This window comes from Actinomyces sp. oral taxon 897 (genome assembly GCF_002999235.1).
Classification (GTDB): Bacteria; Actinomycetota; Actinomycetes; order Actinomycetales; family Actinomycetaceae; genus Actinomyces.
The window spans coordinates 2044974-2063839 of sequence record NZ_CP027236.1 but is presented as its reverse complement, the minus strand read 5'-3'; the positions used below and the strand labels follow the sequence as shown (position 1 = coordinate 2063839).

The window sequence follows — 18866 nt, the reverse complement described above, 5'->3', positions numbered from 1 at the left end:
AGCCCCATCGCGGAGCTGGCCACCCCGGAGCCGCCAGCCCCGAAGCTGGCCACCGCCGCCCCCGGAGCCAGCCGCCGCCCTCTAGAGCCGGCCACCGCCGCCCCACCCCGGAGCCAGCCACCGCCGTCGTCTAACCTAGGTGCGTGGACCACACCTGGCTGCTCGTCGTCGTCGCCCTCCTGGGTGCCACGGTCGGCGTGGCCGTGGGGCTCGCCATTAGCGCCTCCGCCTCCGTGGACCCGCAGGCCACCGGCTCGGACGACTCCCTGCTGGGCGGGGGTGACGGCGTCCTGCCGGTCCTGGCGGCCCTGCCGTCCACGATCGTGGTCCTCGACGACGACGACGAGGTCCTGCGCGCCTCCGCGGCGGCCTACACCCTCAATATCGTGCGTGACGACACCCTGCGTGAGCCGCAGGTCGCCGCCATGGTGGCGCGCGTGCGGGCCACCGGCAGGATCCAGGACGACACCATTGTCGTGGCCCGGGGCCGGGTGAGCGGGGCCGGGCACTTCCACCTCCGGGTGCGGGTGGCGGCCATCGGGCGCGACCGGGTCCTCATCCTCATTGAGGACCGTACCGCCGCCCAGCGCCTGGAGGACATGCGCCGGGACTTCGTGGCCAACGTGTCCCACGAGCTCAAGACCCCCGTCGGCGCCATGGCCCTGCTGGCCGAGACCCTGGAGGAGGGGGCCGAGGACCCCGCCCTGGTGCGCGACTTCGCCGGGCGCATGCGCAAGGAGGCCTCCCGCCTGGGCACCCTCGTGCAGGAGATTATCGAGCTCTCCCGCCTCCAGGACGGTGACGCGCTGGTCAGCCCCCAGGAGGTGGACGTGGACGCCGTCGTGGCCGAGGCCCTGGACCGGGTGCGCGTGGAGGCCCGCTCCCGCGGCATCACCCTGGTCTCCGGGGGCGTCAGGGGCCTGAGCCTGTGGGGCGACGCCGCCCTGGTCACCACCGCTGTGCGCAACCTGCTGGACAACGCCGTCCGCTACTCCGAGGAGCGCACCCGCGTCAGCGTGGGGGTCAGCGTGGACGGGGCGCACCCGGACCTGGTGCGGATCGCCGTCGTGGACCAGGGCATCGGTATCGCCAAGGCGGACCAGGAGCGGGTCTTTGAGCGGTTCTACCGGGTGGACAAGGCCCGCTCGCGCGCCACCGGGGGCACCGGCCTGGGGCTGAGCATTGTCAAGCACGTGGCCGCCGACCACGGAGGGACCGTGGAGCTGTGGTCCGCCCCCGGCCGGGGCAGCACCTTCACCCTCGTCCTGCCGCGGTTCCTCCCGGCGCCCGAGGACGACGAGGAGGTCCCCAGCGCGGAGGAGATCCGTGCCGCCGGGGGCGCCTTCACGGCGCTGGCCGCCATTAACCCCCCGACCGACCCCACCGACACCGTGGGGACGCTCCGTTCCCAGCCCCGTGGAGAGAGGACCGTCCCATGACCCGCATCCTGCTCGTGGAGGACGAGGAGAACTACCGCGCCCCCCTGGCCTTCAGGCTCCGGCGTGACGGCTACGAGGTGGTGGAGGCCGGTGACGGCAGGACCGCCCTGCGTGCCTTCCAGGCCGCCGCGGCCCCCGGCGGGGGCGGGGCGATCGACCTGGTCCTGCTGGACCTCATGCTGCCGGCGGTGCCCGGCACCGAGGTGTGCCGTCGTATCCGCACCGTCTCACGGGTACCGGTCATTATGCTCACCGCCAGGGACTCCGAGACCGACAAGATCCTGGGCCTGGAGACCGGTGCGGACGACTACGTGACCAAGCCCTACTCCTACCGTGAGCTCATTGCCCGGGTCCACGCGGTCCTGCGACGCAGCCGGGAGGCCGCCGCGCCCGCCGAGCCCCAGGAGAAGATCCTGACCGTGGGGCGGGTGCGCATGGACGTGGAGCGCCACGAGGTGACCGTGGACGGGCAGGGCGTGACCATGCCCCTGCGGGAGTTCGAGCTCCTGGAGCTCTTCCTGCGCCACCCCGACCACGTCCTGACCCGGGGGCGGATCATTGAGCGGATCTGGGGGGCGGACTACGTGGGGGACACCAAGACCCTCGACGTGCACGTCAAGCGGATCCGGGCCAAGATCGAGGTCGAGCCCTCCCGGCCCCGGATGCTCACCACCGTGCGGGGGGTGGGTTACAAGCTGGAGGCCGGTCAGTAGGGACCCTCGTCGGCGTGGCGGCCTTATGTGAGCAACCTCCCCAGGAAGTTCACGTGTTCTCCTGATAAAGTGGAGTATCACTATGAGTCTGGAGTGACGTCACACATGACCTTTAAAGTCGGAGAGACTGTCGTCTACCCCCACCACGGCGCGGCCCGGATCATTGACATCCGCCAGCGCAAGGTCCGTGGCGAGGAGAAGACCTACCTGCAGTTGGAGGTCGCCCAGGGCGACCTCACCATCCTCGTCCCCGCTGACAGCGTCGAGCTCATAGGCGTGCGCGACGTCGTGGACCAGGCGGGCCTGGAGAAGGTCTTCGACGTCCTGCGCTCCCCCCTGACCGAGGAACCCTCCAACTGGTCCCGCCGCTTCAAGGCCAACCAGGAGAAGATCGCCTCCGGTGACGTCAACAAGGTCGCCGAGGTCGTCCGCGACCTCTCCCGGCGTGACACCGACCGCGGCCTGTCCGCGGGGGAGAAGCGCATGCTCTCCAAGGCCCGCCAGATCCTGGTCTCCGAGCTGGCGCTGGCGGAGAAGACCGAGGAGGACGCCGCCGAGGCCAAGCTGGACGAGGTCCTGGCCTCCGGCGTCGCCGCCTGAGCCGTCCGCGCTCCTCCCGCACCTACGGGTGCGTCTTCGCCAGCTGGCCTGCCACCGGGCCGCCAGCCAGCGCTCCTCCCGCGCGTACGGGTGCGTCTGACAGTTCCCCCGGTGCCGCGGCGGGTGGCCTGGCGGGGCCTCCAGGACGCCGCAGGCGCAGTTCCCCCGGTGCCGCGGCGGCGGGGGTGCTGAGGGGCGTCGAGGGGTGACCGGTCCCCGGGAGCGCCACGGTCCGACGCCGTCGACCCCACCTGCCCCGAGGGGCGGTGCTCTCCAGGGCGGTTGCCTTGTCCCGGGGCGGGTGCATGGCAACCCACCAGAGGCGCTGGTTCGCCCCGGCCCCGGTGACCGGTAGGATCCCCCCATGAGCACACACGCGGTGGCGGTCCTGACAGCAGCCGGTTCGGGGACCCGCCTGGGGGCGGACGGCCCCAAGGCCCTGGTCGAGGTGGGGGGGCAGTCGCTCCTGCGCCGTGCCGCCCAGGGGCTGGTCGACTCCGGCGTCGTCAACCACATTGTGGTTACCGCCCCTATTGACTCCCTGGCGCGTTTTGCCGCCCAGGTCAGCGGCCTGCACGGTGCCCTCCAGGGTGAGGCTGACGGCCTCGCCCCGGCACCCTCGGACAGCCTGCCCGACGGCGTGAGCGAGCCCGCCTGCACCATTGAGGTCGTGGCCGGCTCGCCCGTCTCCCGCCAGGCCAGTGTGGCCCGGGGGCTGGAGGCCGCCCTGCGCGCCGTGCCCGACGCCGACGTGGTCCTCGTGCACGACGCCGCCCGGGCCCTGACCCCCCCGGAGGTGGTGGTGCGCGTGGTGGGGGCCGTGCGCGGCGGTGCCTGCGCCGTGATCCCGGCCCTGCCCGTGGCCGACACCGTCAAGGAGGTGGAGCTGGCCCCGGCCGGTTCCCCGGAGCTCGTCGTCGGCACCCCGGACCGCTCCCGGCTGCGCGCCGTCCAGACCCCTCAGGGCTTTGAGACCGCCGTCCTGGTGGCCGCCCACCACGCCGGGTCCCGTCGGGCCCAGGACGAGGGCCTCGCCGCCAGCGACGACGCCTCCCTGGTGGAGGCCCTTGGACGGCCTGTCACGGTCGTGGCCGGGGACCCCCTGGCCTTTAAGGTGACCACGCCCCGGGACCTGGCCCTGGCTCGCACCCTCCTGGGCACGAGCCGGGCCTAGGCCGTCCCCCGTCGTCCCCCGTCCGTGAGAACGGTACTTGTTCGTCGTGAGAACGGTACTTATTGCCCGTGAGAACGGTACTTATTGCCCGTGAGAACGGGCGGGGCGTTCAGGGGGTCGGACGTGTAGCGAGGTGCTTTTAGGGGCCGTGCAGGTTCTTGCAGGACGTACGACGCCCTGCATAGATGTCCGTAGATCCTAGAGGATAACGCGGGTACCTCGGGGTGCGGCCGAGGGGTCGGCCGCCAGCGGGCACGGGTCGGCCGCGGGTTAGCCGCGGGCTGGCCGCCGACGGGTACGCGCGGGCGGGGCCAGCTGGCTGCCGCGGCCCGGTGTGTACCGGGGCGCAGGCACGCGCCAGCGGGTACACGTGCAGGGCTGGCGAGGTGAACACCGGCTCGGGCTCGCCTGTGGCGCGCGGGCTGGCACGTGCGCGGGGCTGACCGTCGATGCCGGGGTCAGCCGTCACCCAGGCTCCCAGGCGGGCACACGCGCAGGGCCAGCCGCCCTGGCGTACAAGTTCCCGCCCGCCGACTTGGCGGCTTCGGACGTCTCGCCGAGCAGCCGCTTGGCGTACAAGTTCCTGCCCCGCGCGTCGCCGTCGCCTGGTACGACGAGCGCCGCCAGGAGCCGTAGGCTGCGTGCATGACCCCATCATCCCCGCCCCCGCGGTCAGCCCAGGACGAGAGCTGGGCACCGCCGTCGGACAGCCCTGAGACCACCCCCGGCCCCGGCACCATGGTGCCCCACCACTCACGCCTGCTGACCTGGCCGGTCCTGGCCTGGGGGCTGTGGGACTGGGGGTCGGCGGCCTTCAACGCCGTCATCACCACCTTCGTCTTCACCGTCTACCTGACCACGAACCCCGGCTTCGGCAACCCCACGGAGAACACCTCCGCCCTGTCCCTGGGGCTGACTGTCGCCGGGGCCTGTATCGCCCTGCTGGCCCCCGTCACCGGCCAGCGCGCCGACCGCCAGGGGCGTACCGTCTTCTGGCTCGGCGTCTACACCGCCATCGTGGTGGCCGTCTCGGCCTCCCTCTACCTCATTATCCCCGAGCACCGCTACCTGTGGGCAGGCATCACCCTGCTGGGGGTGGGCAATATCTTCTTCGAGCTGGCGGGCGTCAACTACAACGGGCTGCTCAACCAGCTGACCACCAAGGACCGCGTCGGCGCGGTCTCCGGGCTGGGCTGGGGCATGGGCTACCTGGGCGGGATCGTCCTCATGCTCCTCCTCTACTACGGGCTCATTAAGGAGGGCAACTGGTTCGGGGTCAGCGACGCCAACGGCCTGAACATACGTGTGTCCATGCTCGTGGCCGCCGCCTGGCTCGGGCTGTCCGCGCTCCCCCTCCTGCTCAGCCAGTCCGGGCGCTCCGCCCGACGCCGTCGGGCCCGCCTGGCCCACTCCGCCACCCGGGGCTCGGCGCGCGACCAGGCCGCCATGGAGAGCGAGCCGGCCGACTGGGAGTCCGCCTCAGGCGGCGTGGCCAGCCCCGCCCGACGCGAGTCCGTCCTGTCCTCCTACCGGCGCCTGTGGCGCACCCTCGTGGGCCTCTACCGCTCCCACCCCGAGGTCCTGTGGTTCCTCCTGGCCGCCGCCATCTACCGTGACGGGCTGGCCGGGGTCTTTACCTACGGTGGCATTATTGCCAAGAGCACCTTCGGCTTCACCCAGGACGACGTCCTCGTCTTCGCCATTGTCGCCAACGTGGTGGCCGGCGTCGTCACCATTGTCTCCGGGTACCTGGACGACCTGCTGGGGCCGCGGCGCGTCATTATGGGCAGCCTGGCCGTGCTGGTGGTCATGAGCCTGCTGATCTTCGCGCTGCACGACGGCGGCCCGGTTACCTTCTGGGCGCTGGGGCTCCTGCTGTCCTCGTGCGTGGGGCCCGCCCAGTCGGCGTCGCGCACGTTCCTGGCCCGGCTCATTCCCAAGGGGCGTGAGGGGGAGATCTTCGGCCTCTACGCCACCACCGGGCGCGCGGCCTCCTTCCTGGCCCCGGCCATGTACGGCGTGGCCATCTGGGGCGGGGCGTTCGTGGTCGGCAAGGACGAGGCCGGGTACTGGGGGATCCTGGGGATCGTGCTGGTGCTCGTCCTGGGGATGGTGCTCATGCTGCGGGTCTCCGACCCCAAGGGGCACATTACCGACCTGGACTGACTCCCGGTCCTATGCGGGCCAGCTCCTGGTCTGACGACCTAAGGCGGGCCGGGCTGGTTCCCGGTGCAAGGTGGGCCGGCTCCCGGTCTGACGGCCTAAGGCGGGCGGTCTGCTTGGGCCTCGTGCGCGTAGGGCTCGGGGCGCGCTCGCTGGAAGGCCTCGGCGTCGTCCTGTTTGGTTCCTTGTGCGCGTGAGGCCCGGGCCGCCAACGGCACACTCCACCTCGACGGCGGCGTCTGGCCCTTGTGCGCAGAGTGGCGTTCTGCGCAGAAAGCAGTCCGGACCCGCCCTATGCGCAGTCGGCTACCTTCTGCGCAGAACCGCGCACGGCCCCGCTCAGCGGCTAAAACGTACCGCCGTGCCCGAGGCGGTGACCATGAGCATGCCGTTGTCGGCCCCCAGGGTCTCGTAGTCAATGTCCACGCCGACCACGCCCTCGGCCCCGAGCTCCTGGGCGCGCTGGACCATCTCAGCCAGGGCGGTCTCCCGGGCCTGCATGAGCTCACGCTCGTAGGACTCCGCGCGCCCGCCGACCAGGTTGCGGAAGCCCGCAGCAATGTCCTTGAAGGCGTTGACACCGGCAATGGTCTCCCCGCAGACCACGCGCAGGTACTGGGTGACGGGGTAGCCCTCGACGGTGGGGGTGGTGGTAACGAGCATGGGCGGCTCCTTCATGGTTCCTGGTAGGACGGTCGGGTGCTCCCGGCGGACCGGGACACCGCCTCATCCATCCTTGCAGTCTCCCGACGTCGTGGCCAGTTCCGTCGCAAGTGCCGGGGCCGGGCCAGCTCAAGGTGAACGTGCCCTCGTGTGGGGGAGTGTGCGTGGAGGAGGTCAGGGCCGTGTCCCACAGGTCGGAACGTGCCCTTGTGCGGGCGAGCGCCTTCTTGTACGGATGAACGCCTATTTGTGTGGGTGGACCCGCTGGCCTCCGTCCTGCTGGTGGGGTGGCTCCGTTCGTGAACGCCCTCTCGTGTGGGTGAACGCCACTTTGTGCGGGTGAACGCGCTCTTGTATAGGTGAACGCTACCTAGAGTGGCGTTCATCTGGGTTATAGCGCGTTCAACCGTATGAAAGGGCGTTCACCTGGGTCAGGGCGCGTTCACCACGCGAGTGGACGTCGCGCCTACCAGGACCCGGATGAGGTCAGGTACCGGCGTGTTCACCTACGCGAGGGGAAGCTCGCATTTCCAAGCCGGTGTCGGCGGCGGGGTACGTGCGTTCACCACGCGAGGGCAAGCTCGCCCGCACGAGGGGGCGCCCTCGGGGCAGGCCAAACTTAGGTGCCGTGGGCCATCAGCAGGTCAGCTGCTCCCGGATGCTCCTGGGATTGGATCCGGTCTCGTCGTGCTGGGAGGCGCGCTTACGCGAGGGGACGCTTGCAGCTGACAGGCCGCCGGCGAGCCCCGACGTCGGGAAGCTCGCCCGCACGAGGGCGTTTACCCGCACGAGGGCGCGTGCCGGCCGCTACCCTGCCACCATGGATCTGCCCGACGTCCTGGCCCTGGCGCGCTCCCTCATGGACGAGCACGGGGTCGGGGACTGGGACCTGGCCTGGGACCGGGCCCGTCGTCGCGCCGGGAGCTGCGACCACGGCCGCCGCCGTATCACCCTCTCGCGCCATCTCATGGCCCTCTATTCCCAGGCCGAGGTCCGCGAGACCGTTGTCCATGAGATTGCCCACGCCCGGGTCGGCACCCGCCACGGGCACGACGCCGTCTGGCGTGCCGAGGCCCGGCGGCTCGGGGGCAGCGGTGCGCGGCTCGTGGCCGCTGACGCACCCCGCGTCCCGGGACGGTGGGTAGGGGTGTGCCCGGCGGGCCACGAGGTAAGCCGGATACGCCGCCCGACCGTCCCGCTCTCCTGCTCGCGCTGCTCGCGCCGCTTTGACCTGAGGCACCTCATGGCCTGGAGCCGTGACGGCCACCCGGTGGCCCACCAGGACATAGGGGAGCGGTACGCCCACGTCCTCGCGCGTCTGCGTGCAGCTGAGGGCTGACCGACGTATTTGATGCCGATGTTGGTGACCTAGCTCCGGCGGAGCTACGATTCTATTAGTGGTGGATACGACAAGCCACATAAAGGAGGTGGTTAAACATGGCAAAAGGTCATCTTTGTCCAGATTGTGGTACGTACACACTTCAACCATACACAACAAACCAGTTACGATGCTCGACCTGCGGCTTGATCAAGCGCAGGTAATGATTGCGGTAGGTGGTTCATGCAGGTTGGGGTCTAGGTCCGGGCGAGTGCTGTCGTCTGTGACCCGGACCCCAGTGCAAGACGTGCCGCTTTGCCCTGGCCGCAGGGCTGACCGGGAGCCGGGCATGAGTGTGGCAGCATGGCGGTGATGTCCTTGCCTTCTCCGCGCCGCCCCCCTCGCCCTCGTCGTGCTGCGCCCTCCGGCCGTCAGTCGGGGCCGGGTCGGTCGCAGTCACCGTCGGGACCGACGGCGCGCTCGGCGTCGGCCCGCGAAGGGGCGTCACCCACGGGGCCGGGGAACGGGCAGGAGGCCGGATCCGCCAGCACCTCTGCTGCCTCTGGGTCTGCTGCTACCCCCGGGTCCGGTACCCCCGACGTCGCCAGTGCCCCTAGGTCCGGCACCCCGGGCACCGCCGGCGCCTCCCGCGGCACCGCCTCCCGGATCCTGGCGTGGGTCCCCCTGACGGGCCCCTGGTGGCGCCGTCGTCGCACGGCCAGCCCGGTGACCATTGCCTTGGTGACCTTCGCCGCCACCCTCATGGCCGGGCTCATTGTCGCCAACCTCATGTCCCCTCCCGCCTCCTCTCCGGGGTCCACCAGCAGGAGCTCCCCCGCCCCCGTCTCCCTGGACATGACCGGCTACGACCCCAACCACCTCATTGACGACGAGGTCTTCTACAACAGCCAGGCCATGACCTCCGCTGAGGTCGCCAGGTTCATCTCCACCGTCAACGACGGCTGCGTCCCCGGCGTTGACGGCACCCCCTGCCTGGCGGCCTCCACCTTCGACACCGAGGACAAGGAGGCCACGAGCACATGTGAGGCCTACCGCGGGGCCAAGGGCGAGACAGCGGCGGCGATCGTCTCCAAGGTGTCCACCGCCTGCGGCATCAACCCCCAGGTCCTCCTGGTCCTCATCCAGAAGGAGCAGGGGCTGCTCACCGCCTCCGGACGTACCCTGACCGCCCGGGCCTACGAGGCGGCCGCGGGCTACGCCTGCCCGGACGGGGCCACCTGCAACGCCCAGTGGGGGGGCTTCTTCCACCAGATCTACGCCGCCGCCTCCCAGTTCCAGCTCTACCGCCTCAACCCCTGGGAGTACGGGGTGGTCCAGGGGGTGACCACGCAGGTGGCCTACTCCGCCGACCCCGACTGCGGGGCCGCGGACCTGACCGCCGCTACCCAGTCCACCGCTGGCCTGTACGACTACACGCCCTACCAGTCCAACCAGGCGGCGGCCTCGGGCGGGGACTCCTGCACCTCCTGGGGCAACTGGAACTTCTACGGCTACTTCCGCACCTTCTTCGGCGACCCCACGCCCTCGACCCCGGAGGCAGGCTCATGACCACCTCGCCAGACCTGCCCGCCCGCCCCGGGACCGGCCCCCAGGCGGGGGCGCCCACCCAGGTCGCGGACCTGCCCGCCCATCCCGGGACCGGCCTGCTCATCTCCGTGGAAGGGGGCGACGGCGTGGGCAAGACCACCCAGATCGGCCTCCTGGAGGCTGTCCTGAAGGAGGCTGGGGTCGAGTACGTCCTGACCCGGGAGCCGGGAGGCACTGAGCTCGGCGCCTCCATCCGCAGGCTCCTCCTCCACGGCGGGTACGTCTCCCCCCGCGCCGAGGCCCTGCTGTACGCGGCCGACCGCGCCCACCATGTGGCGACCTGTATCCTCCCGGCCCTGGAGCGCGGCGCCGTCGTGCTCACCGACCGCTACCTGGACTCCTCCGTGGCCTACCAGGGGGCCGCCCGCGCCCTGGGACCCCAGGAGGTCCGCGACCTCTCCCTGTGGGCCACCGGCTCCCTCCTGCCGGACCTGACCGTCCTGCTCGACGCCGACCCCGCCCTGACCGCCCAGCGCGCCAGGAGTCGGGGCCTGGGCGACCGGATCGAGCAGGAGCCTGACTCCTTCCGCGCCACCCTGCGCCAGGAGTTCCTGGACCTGGCCGCCGCCGAGCCGCATCGCTTCGTGGTGGTCGACGCCGCCCAGGAGGTTGAGACGGTAGGACGCCAGGTCAGCGCGGAGGTGCTCCCGCTGCTACGAGAACGGCTCGCCCAGGGGCGGCTGGCCCGGCAGGGGAGCGCTGGGCAGCCGGCTCGGCAGAGTACGGAGCAGCCGGCTCGGCAGAGTACGGAGCAGCTGGTTCGGGGGAGTACGGAGCAGCTGGCCCAGTGGGCGCAGGAGGTGGGGCAGTGAGCGTCTGGGACGACGTCGTCGGCCAGGAGGCCGTGGTAGCACGGTTCACTGAGGCAGCCCGGGCGGCCCGGGTAGCCGCCGAGGAGCGTGAAGGTCGCCTCACCGCCTCGGATATAGGGTCAGCTACGGCCCCGGGGGCCGGGTCAGCAGCCGCACTGCAGGGCGCCGAGCCTGCTATAGCCCCGGGGGCTGACGTGGGGTCGGAAGAAGCCGCCTCATTGGCGGAGGACGGCCGCGCCCAGCCGCAGCCAGTCCGTCCCCAACGGAATACCTCGCTGACGGAGGGCGTCAGCCAGTCGGAACGTACCGGGCAGCCAGAGGGCGCCAACCAGTCGGGGGACGGCATTCCCCGACCGGCCCCTGCCCGGCCCCGCAATCCGCGTCCGGAGGCCTCGGCCATGACCCACGCCTGGCTGGTCACCGGGCCACCCGGCTCGGGCCGCTCGGTCGCCGCCCGCGCCTTCGCCGCCGCCCTGCAGTGCACCGGCCCCACCCCCGGCTGCGGGCGGTGCAAGCCCTGCCGGGACGTCATGAGCGGCACCCACCCCGACGTGGTGCGTCTGGCCACCGAGAAGCTCCTGATCACCATGGAGGAGGTCAAGGGCCTCATTGGCGAGGCCCAGCGCCGCCCCTGGACCGGACGCTGGCGGGTCATCCTGGTGGAGGACGCCGACCGCATGGCCGAGCGCACCACCAACGTGCTGCTGAAGTCCATTGAGGAGCCCCCGCCCCAGACGGTCTGGCTCCTGTGCACCCCCAGCGCCGACGACGTCCTGCCCACCATCCGCTCCCGCTGCCGCCTGGTGACCCTGCGCGTCCCGCCCCCCGACGCCGTCGCCGAGCTCCTGGTCAGACGTGATGGGGCCGACCCGGCGCTCGCGGCCCGGGCCGCCCGGGCCAGCCAGTCCCACATTGGGCTCGCTCGGCACCTGGCCACCGACCCCGGGGCCTGGGAGCGGCGCCGCCGCCTGCTCATGTCGCCGGTGTCCCTGCGCAGCGTGGGCGACGCCGTCCTGGCTGCCGCCGACCTGGTGGACGCCGCCGAGTCCGAGGCCAAGGACGCTACCGTCGAGCGTGACGCCCGGGAGAGGGCCGCGCTCCTGCGTGCCCTGGGCCTGGAGGGCGACGCCAGGGTCCCCCCGTCCCTGCGCGCCCAGGTCCGGGCGCTGGAGGAGGACCAGAAGCGCCGGGCTAAGCGGGCTCGTACCGACGTCCTGGACCGGGCCATGATCGACCTGCTCTCCTTCTACCGTGACGTGCTGGCCACCCAGATGGGCAGCGACGTCGAGCGGGTCAATGTGGATCTGGAGGACGAGCTCGACCAGGTGGCTGCCACGACCGGGCCTGAGCAGTCCCTGGCCCGGATCGCCGCGATTGAGGAGTGCCGGGCCAGGCTGCGTTCTACCGTCTCCCCACTGCTGGCCGTTGAGGCCCTGATGGTGGCCCTGCGTCCCCAGGCGTAGCGCGGGTAGTTTTCCCATCGTTTGTGCGCCCAGATCTCCGCCTGTGTCGCAATCTGAGGATCAGAAGGAGGGGCACCTGTGGCTCCGTCAAGACTCGGGCCTCTGACCTGCGTGGACATTAAGTGCACAAAGACGGGAGCGGGGTAGGGTCGGTCCTGATCCTCAGATTGCGACAAACCACCCCTCGGCATGGCCGCAGTCGTGAATAGTCCTCCGGCTTTCCCGGATCCGGTGCTGTAACTGCCCGGCCGCTGACTGCCGCGCTGGTGGTGCCGAGGTCCTTGGCACGTCCCCGGCACGGGTAGGGTCCTGCGAAGGCTGGAACGGTCCAGGTGGCGCGGCGCGTGCAGCAGGGCCCTGATCAGCCCAGGATCCATACCCACCCCGCCCCTGGTACGCAGGGAACCCCAGTCAACCCCGTAGTCACCACTCACGCCAGGATTCTTCCTCCTCCTTACCTGGTGTGCCGGGTGTGCGTCGGTGGAAGGGCTTCATGTGGCTGAGCAGGCCGTACTGTGTCAGTATCCTGGCCTCGTAGGTGGGGTTCCAGGTTCTGGTGAGTAGTCCTTCTGGGGTGGTGGTGACCTCTATGCTGCACGGTCTGTTGGGGTGGCCGTGGGCTGGGGACCTGGCCCGCACCGACACGACCAGGGGCGCCTGACGGGGACGCGCAGGGGGCGGCGTCGGGCCTGACTCTCCGTCTGCGGCAGGAGGCCAGCGAGGCCCCGGAGGTGGTTGGGGCCGTCCTCGCTGACTCTCCGTCCGCGGGAGGAGGACCGCGACCCTGGGCGCCCCGTAGGCTGTCGGGATGAAGACCCACCTGCCCCACGCCCCGGGCGCGACCCCGCGCCGAATGCGCCCCGTCGCCGCCGCTGCCGCCGTGCTGCTGGCGGCTACCACCCTGACCGCCTGCTCCGATCAGGACAGGAAGGTGGACTCTGCTCCTGTCAGCGTGGCCACCGCCGTCACGCCCACCCCGGTTACACCCGAGCTGTCACGCTTCTACGAGCAGGACGTCCGCTGGTACCCCTGCTCCAAGGATGCCGGGATCGCGGCGGTCAACGACAAGGACGCGACCTTCCTGTGCACCACCGTCACCGTCCCCCTGGACTACTCGGCCCCCGACGGGCCCACCATCCAGATCGCCCTTAAGAAGCGCCCGGCCAGTAAGAAGGCCATGGGCACGCTCTTCACCGACCCCGGGGGCCCCGGTGGCAGCGGCGTCAACTTCGTGGGCGGTATTAACAGCCATTTCTCCTCCGACCTGCTGGACTCCTACGACGTCATCGGTTTCGACCCCCGCGGCGTGGGCTCCTCCACCGCCGTGGACTGCCTGACCGACGCCCAGGTGGACGAGCAGCGCTCCGGCCAGGGACCCTACGCCACCAAGCCCTCCGCCGACGCCGCCGCCTACCGCGCCAGCGTGGAGTCCGCCGCGACCGCCATGGCCCAGGCCTGCACCACGAACACCACCACCACCGGGCTCCTGGACCACATTGACACCGTCTCCGCCGCCAAGGACCTCGACATCCTGCGCGCCCTGTCCGGCAGCTCCGCCCTGACCTACCTGGGCTACTCCTACGGCACCTACCTGGGGGCCACCTACGCCGAGCTCTTCCCCGGCAACGTCGGGCGCATGGTGCTCGACGGCGCCGTCGACCCCACCCTGAGCGCCGCCGCCCTGACCCAGGGCCAGGCCCAGGGGTTTGAGGCGGCCCTGCGCGCCTACGTCGCCGACTGCCTGGGCGGCAAGGACTGCCCGCTGACCGGTGACGTGGACTCCGGTGTCAAGCAGATCCAGGCCTTCCTGGAGTCCACCCGCAACCGCCCCCTGAGGACCGCCGACCCCTCCCGACCCCTGACCTATTCCCTGGCCTGGTCGGCCGTCCTGGACGTCCTTTACCAGTCCGAGGCGTGGAACGTGCTCTCCCAGGGACTGACCCAGGCCATGAAGCAGGACGACGGCTCCGTCCTGCTGTACATTAGCGACCTGTTCGCCTCCCGCAGCAAGGACGGTACCTACTCCGGCAACGGGGACGAGGTCATTAACGCCATTAACTGCCTGGACTACCCCGTGGAGGGCGACGCCGCCGTGTGGGACCAGGAGGCGACCGAGCTGAGGGAGGCCTCCCCGACCTTCGGCGAGGAGCTGGCCTACTCTGACCTGTACTGCAAGATCTGGGGGCACACCTCCACCCGCGAGCGCACCGAGATCCGTGCCAGCGGCGCCGCCCCGATCCTGGTGGTGGGTACCACCGGGGACCCGGCCACGCCGTACGCCTGGTCCGAGGCCCTGGCCAGGCAGCTCGACTCCGGCCGGCTCCTGACCTGGGAGGGCAATGGGCACACCGCCTACGGCCGCGGCGGGGCCTGCGTGACCGACGCCGTGGACACCTACCTCCTGACCGGCCAGCTGCCCGAGGAGGGCCTGAGGTGCTCCGGCAGCAAGTGAGGCCTTAGGTGACCTCCCCGGCGATGTCACGCCCCACGGCGTCGGACAGCCCCGCCCCGCGCAGGCCCTGGGAGAGCAGGAACACGATCTTGGTGTAGACCGCCTCCAGGGTCATGTCCCCGGCCCCGACCGCCCCGGCACGGGTGAGCGCCTCGCCGGTCTCGTAGCGGCCCAGGCGCACGCGCGCCTCATGGCACTGGGAGGCCACGACCACTGCGGTGCCGGCCTCCACGGCCTCCTTGACGACCCCGGTCAGACCCGGTTCGGCGCCAGGGGCGTTGCCCACCCCGAAGGCCCGTAGTACGACGGCGTCGGGCAGGGGCGTGAGCAGCGCCTCCAGGCGTCGGGCGGTGATGCCCGGGACCAGGTCCAGGACCACCACGTCCTGGCGGGCATAGGGGCGGGGGGCCGGCCAGCCTGTACCGGCCGGGGGCGCCGGGTACCACCGCCAGGGTGCGCCGACGCGCGCCAGGGGCGGGGTGGCGGGTGAGTCGAAGCCGTCGTAGGCCCACGAGCTCGTCTTGGTGGCGCGGTTGCCGGCCAGGAGCCGGTGCCCGAAGAACAGGCTCACCCCGCTCACCCGTCCGCTCGTGGCGGCCACCAGGGCGCCGGTGACGTTACCGGCCGCGTCCGAGCCGAGGACCCCCAGCGGCAGCTGGCTGCCGGTGAGGACCACCGGGTGGGGCAGGTCGGTCAGGGCGTAGGACGCGGCGGCGGCGGTGTAGGCCAGCGTGTCGGTGCCGTGGAGGACCACGAAGGCCGCAGGCCCGGTGCCGGGGGCCGCGGGGGCTGTGGGGCCGGTGCTGGGGGCCGTAGAGCCGGTGTCGGGGGCTGCGAGGGCGCGGACGGTGTCAATGACCTGCTGCCAGGAGGCCGGGGTGGCGTTGGAGGAGTCAATGAGCGGGTCCAGGCTGGTGAGCGTGACGTCGTCCGGGCCCGGGCCGTCCTGACCGGGTCCGGGCCTCCGGGGCCGGTCCAGCAGGCGGGTGAGCCAGCCCTCCAGGTCGGCCCCCGGGACCAGGCCGCGGGGGGAGTCCACCATGCCAATGGTGCCCCCGGTGTAGATGACGTGGACGCGCACCTCTAGGCCTCCTGGTCCTGACGAGCACGACGTCGTCCGGCGTGTTGGTGGGCTTGGGCTTGGGTGCCTTGGGGGCCGGGGCGCCGGTGGGCCGGGGAGCCGCCGCGGGGGCCGGGTTGGTGCCCGGGGTGCCGGTAGGCTTGGGCGTCGCCCTGGGGTCCGGTGGGCTGGTGGGACTGGGCGCCTTGGGGGACGGGGAGCTGGTGGGTTGAGGCGCCGTCCCAGGGTTCAGGGCGCTGGTGCCTGGGGCGCCAGCGGGGGCGGGGGCCGGGCTGGTGGGGGCTGCGTCGGCCACCCCCGGGGCGGCCGGGTCGGGGCGTGGTAGCACGGTCCATGGGTCTCCTACGGGTACGTGGGACCGACGGCGTCGACCCCGGTTGTGTCCAGGCCCACGACGGCGTCGGGCGCCTGCGGATTGCGTGGTCGGCTCACCGGCCGGTACAGTCTCCTGCGCCGCCACTGGGCGGCAGGCCGCCTTAGCTCAGTCGGCAGAGCGATTCACTCGTAATGAATAGGTCGTGGGTTCGATTCCCACAGGCGGCTCCCGGTCCCGGGCCCCGGCGTCATGCCGGGGCCCTTTCTCATTGATACTACGCCGCTGGCCTGCGGGGCCGGTGGCGGGTACGGCAGCCCCGGGCGGCTCAGTCTGGCGGCTGACGGCCCAGGGCTACCTCGAGGACGCGGCGGCCCTCAGATCCAGGAGGGCAGCCACATGTGCCAGTACCAGAAGCTCCTGTCGACGGTGTGCGCCGTCCAGATGGGCCACCAGGCCAGCGCGCAGGCGACGGCCAGGACCACCACCACCGCGGTCAGGACCACGCCCTCACGGCGCAGACGCCACGAGGGCACCCCGGTCACGTACGTCAGCACCTGTGCCCGCCTGGAGGTCGTCAACCGCTCCAGGAACCGCCTCCACCTGCGTCGAGGGGAGGTCAGGCCAAAGCCCAGGAAGAGCGCCAGGGGCCCGCGGGGGGCGCCGATGCCCGGGCCGATCCTGCCCGCCCGCAGCGCGGCGGTCTCAGCGCACTCGGCCGCGCTTCCCGGCGTCGGGGTGAGCAGTCCCGCGACCTGCCCGAGCATGAGGGTCAGGGCCAGGACCACCATGGGCTCGAAGGCCACCGTGTAGAACTGGAAGATGGTGCGCTCCCAGTACAGGAACCAGGGCACGTACAGGCCCAGGTAGCCGGCCAGCGGCACCCAGGCGCGCCAGTCGCGGCGTATCCCCGCCAGGACCACCAGCAGGGTCACCAGGGCGATGAAGGCCGACCACCACACCGCCACGTTCCCCAGGGAGGTAATGGCCTGGACGCAGTCGCCCGAGCTGCAGGTGGCGCCCGGTAGGTCCGCCTTCTTGTCGAGCCAGTGGAAGGACGTGGGCCGCAGCTGGAGGAGCCAGGCGGACGGCTTGGACATGTAGGGGTGGGGGTCGTGCAGGTGGGTGTGGAACTCGTAGGCCTGGTGGTGGTACTCCAGCAGGTCGTTGAGGGGGTCCGGCAGCCAGTCCCGGGGCACGCGCTCACCCGTCGCGCGGATGGCTGCCGCCCAGCCGTGCTTGTAGGCGCGCGGGTGGGTGAACCATGACCACCACCCGGCCACGTACACCGCCAGGGCCACGGGCACGGTCCGCAGGAAGTCGCCGCCGCCGCGCACCAGGATCCCCCAGGCGAACCAGTAGGGCACCTTGGTCCGGTACATGGCCAGGACGTCCCAGGCCACCGCGATAATCCCCACCACCATGGTCAGGTAGAGGCCCGACCACTTGATGGAGCAGGTCAGGCCCAGTGCCACGCCCGTGGCCAGGAGCCAGGGCCTCAGGTGGAGGCGTGTGGGGGTGGTGCCCGCGGGCGTTCCGGCGAGGTCCCGGGCCAGCCGGGCGCGGGAGGACTGGCGGTCCCGCACCAGGCAGTACAGGGACAGGGTGGCGAAGAAGCCGATGAAGACGTCCAGGAGGGCGATACGGGACTCGGTGATGCCGACGCCGTCGATCGCCAGGAGCAGGCCCGCCAGGCCGGCCAGGAGCGGGGAGCGGGTCAGGCGCATAGTGAGCCGGGCCAGCAGGAAGACGGTGGCGATCCCCGCGACGGCGGGCATGAGCCGCCATCCCGCGGCGTGGCCCGGGCCGGTGATGTCCATGCCCAGGGAGATGAGCCACTTGCCGAGCTGGGGGTGGACCACGTAGCTCGGGTTCGTGGTCATGAGCGACGTGTCGCCCCGGGCGAAGGCCGCGTCCGCCCCCTCGCGCCAGGAGGTCTCGTAGCCCACGTGGGACAGCGACCAGGCGTCCTTGGCGTAGTAGATCTCGTCGAACACGAGGGTGGAGGGGTGCCCCAGGCCGACCAGGCGTGTGACGGCTGCCACCAGGGTGACGAGCGCCGTCGCCACCCACCCGCTGACGCGCACGGCCACCGGCAGGGTCCAGCCCAGCGGGTCCAGGCCCAGGAGGCGGCGCAGGAGGTCCTCGCTGCGGGGTGCCTGGGCCTTCTGGTCGTCCTGGGCGCTGGCCTGCTGGGGGTCGAGGAGGGCTGTGGCCTGCGCGGTGAGGACGCTCGACGCCGTGGCCTCCGCCTGGGTGGGTGGCGGAGGGGCGGGGGCCAGAGCCGCCCAGGTGGGGGTGTCCGGGGCGGTCGGGGTGTCCAGGGCGTCCGGGGCGTCCGGGGTGAGGTTCGGCTGGGACGAGGCGTCTGGGGTGTCCGGGGCCGAGGTGTCCGGGGCCGAGGCGGCCTGGTCCGCCTGGTTTGGGGAGGCGTCCGTGGGCGTCTCGTCCGACTGGTCAGGGCGGTCGGAGGGGGCCTGGTCAGGGTGGGGCTGGGCAGAAGCGCCTGGGGCGGCCGGGACCGGGGCGTCTGGGGCCGGGGCGGCCTGGTCCGCCCGGTCCGGGGAGGCCTGGGCGGGGCTGGAGGCCGAGGGCCTGGCGTCGTCCGCCTCCTCCGGGCGCCCGGCCACCTGGCGTGGGGGAGGGGCGGTGTCGCCGCCGGGCCGGGAGTCGGGTTCACGGGAGGTAGTCACGACGGTGAGTCTAGGATGCCGCGCCAGCAGGTGGGCCGCGGCCGGGCACGAGGCGCCCTGCCTCGTCCCCTCCGTGGGAACGGGTCAGGGCGTGGATGATGAAGCCCGCGCGCAACCCTGCCTCATCCCCTCCGTGGGAACGGGAAGGGTAAGTCGAAGCGGCTCGAGCAACCGCTAAAGAGTCCGTACCCTCCTGGGAACGGGAGGGGTGCACGCCGTGCGCGTGCCAAGGATTCCGTCAGCCCGTCCCCTCCGTGGGAACGGGAGGGGTATTCACGGCCCTGTCGAGTCTGGTGCCCGGTCTTGACGCAATCTGAGAGTCAGGGTCCGCCCTCCCCAGAATGTTTACGCAGGTCAAAATCCCGGGTCTCGGC

At 71.6% G+C, this 18866-nt stretch carries 13 protein-coding genes and 1 tRNA gene; 11 read left to right on the top strand and 3 right to left on the bottom strand.

Annotated features, from left to right (window positions below; all coding sequences use genetic code 11):
• Positions 1–143: 143 nt before the first annotated feature.
• From C3V41_RS08310 to C3V41_RS08290, 5 genes are all read left to right on the top strand, one after another.
• Complete coding sequence (locus C3V41_RS08310) at positions 144–1439, top strand: sensor histidine kinase (RefSeq protein WP_106109885.1); 1296 nt, start codon at positions 144–146, stop codon at positions 1437–1439.
• Entirely contained in the window at positions 1436–2152 is a 717-nt protein-coding gene (locus C3V41_RS08305) for a winged helix-turn-helix domain-containing protein (RefSeq protein WP_106109884.1), read from the top strand. Before C3V41_RS08310 ends, C3V41_RS08305 begins: the two co-directional genes overlap by 4 nt.
• Positions 2153–2257: 105 nt before the next feature.
• Positions 2258–2752, top strand: a complete 495-nt coding sequence (locus C3V41_RS08300) for a CarD family transcriptional regulator (protein ID WP_106109883.1) — start codon at positions 2258–2260, stop codon at positions 2750–2752.
• A gap of 364 nt (positions 2753–3116) precedes the next feature.
• Positions 3117–3926, top strand: coding sequence for an IspD/TarI family cytidylyltransferase (locus C3V41_RS08295; RefSeq protein ID WP_106109882.1), 810 nt, complete (start codon positions 3117–3119; stop codon positions 3924–3926).
• Positions 3927–4571: 645 nt separating this feature from the next.
• Positions 4572–6092, top strand: a complete 1521-nt coding sequence (locus C3V41_RS08290; protein ID WP_368033252.1) for an MFS transporter — start codon at positions 4572–4574, stop codon at positions 6090–6092.
• A gap of 336 nt (positions 6093–6428) precedes the next feature.
• Here C3V41_RS08290 and C3V41_RS08285 read toward each other — a convergent pair whose 3' ends face one another.
• Entirely contained in the window at positions 6429–6752 is a 324-nt protein-coding gene (locus tag C3V41_RS08285) for a heavy metal-binding domain-containing protein (protein WP_106109881.1), read from the bottom strand.
• Positions 6753–7572: 820 nt separating this feature from the next.
• Between C3V41_RS08285 and C3V41_RS08280 the strand changes: the two genes are divergently transcribed.
• The 5 genes from C3V41_RS08280 (at position 7573) to C3V41_RS08260 (ending at position 14405) form a co-directional block, all read left to right on the top strand.
• A complete protein-coding gene (locus C3V41_RS08280) occupies positions 7573–8091 on the top strand; it encodes a SprT-like domain-containing protein (RefSeq protein ID WP_106109880.1) in 519 nt (172 codons plus the stop codon).
• Between the two features lie 720 nt (positions 8092–8811).
• Positions 8812–9639: a hemagglutinin gene (locus C3V41_RS08275; protein WP_254423535.1), complete on the top strand. Its 828-nt coding sequence runs from the start codon at positions 8812–8814 to the stop codon at positions 9637–9639.
• Positions 9636–10490, top strand: coding sequence for a dTMP kinase (gene tmk / locus C3V41_RS08270; protein ID WP_106109879.1), 855 nt, complete (start codon positions 9636–9638; stop codon positions 10488–10490). Before C3V41_RS08275 ends, tmk begins: the two co-directional genes overlap by 4 nt.
• Positions 10487–11953 carry a DNA polymerase III subunit delta' gene (locus C3V41_RS08265; protein WP_441299705.1) on the top strand — a complete coding sequence of 489 codons (1467 nt, stop codon included), beginning with the start codon at positions 10487–10489 and terminating at the stop codon, positions 11951–11953. The genes tmk and C3V41_RS08265 overlap by 4 nt, the downstream gene beginning before the upstream one ends.
• Positions 11954–12761: 808 nt before the next feature.
• The gene (locus tag C3V41_RS08260; RefSeq protein ID WP_254423534.1) at positions 12762–14405 is read left to right on the top strand and encodes an alpha/beta hydrolase; all 1644 of its coding nucleotides are present in this window, start codon (positions 12762–12764) and stop codon (positions 14403–14405) included.
• Positions 14406–14409: 4 nt separating this feature from the next.
• On the opposite strand, the gene C3V41_RS08255 is transcribed toward C3V41_RS08260, so the two are convergent.
• Entirely contained in the window at positions 14410–15486 is a 1077-nt protein-coding gene (locus C3V41_RS08255) for an asparaginase (RefSeq protein WP_106109878.1), read from the bottom strand.
• Between the two features lie 470 nt (positions 15487–15956).
• Between C3V41_RS08255 and C3V41_RS08250 the strand changes: the two genes are divergently transcribed.
• Positions 15957–16029, top strand: a tRNA-Thr gene (locus C3V41_RS08250).
• 147 nt (positions 16030–16176) lie between these two features.
• On the opposite strand, the gene C3V41_RS08245 is transcribed toward C3V41_RS08250, so the two are convergent.
• The gene (locus C3V41_RS08245) at positions 16177–18492 is read right to left on the bottom strand and encodes a phospholipid carrier-dependent glycosyltransferase (protein WP_368033249.1); all 2316 of its coding nucleotides are present in this window, start codon (positions 18490–18492) and stop codon (positions 16177–16179) included.
• Positions 18493–18866 lie beyond the last annotated feature (374 nt).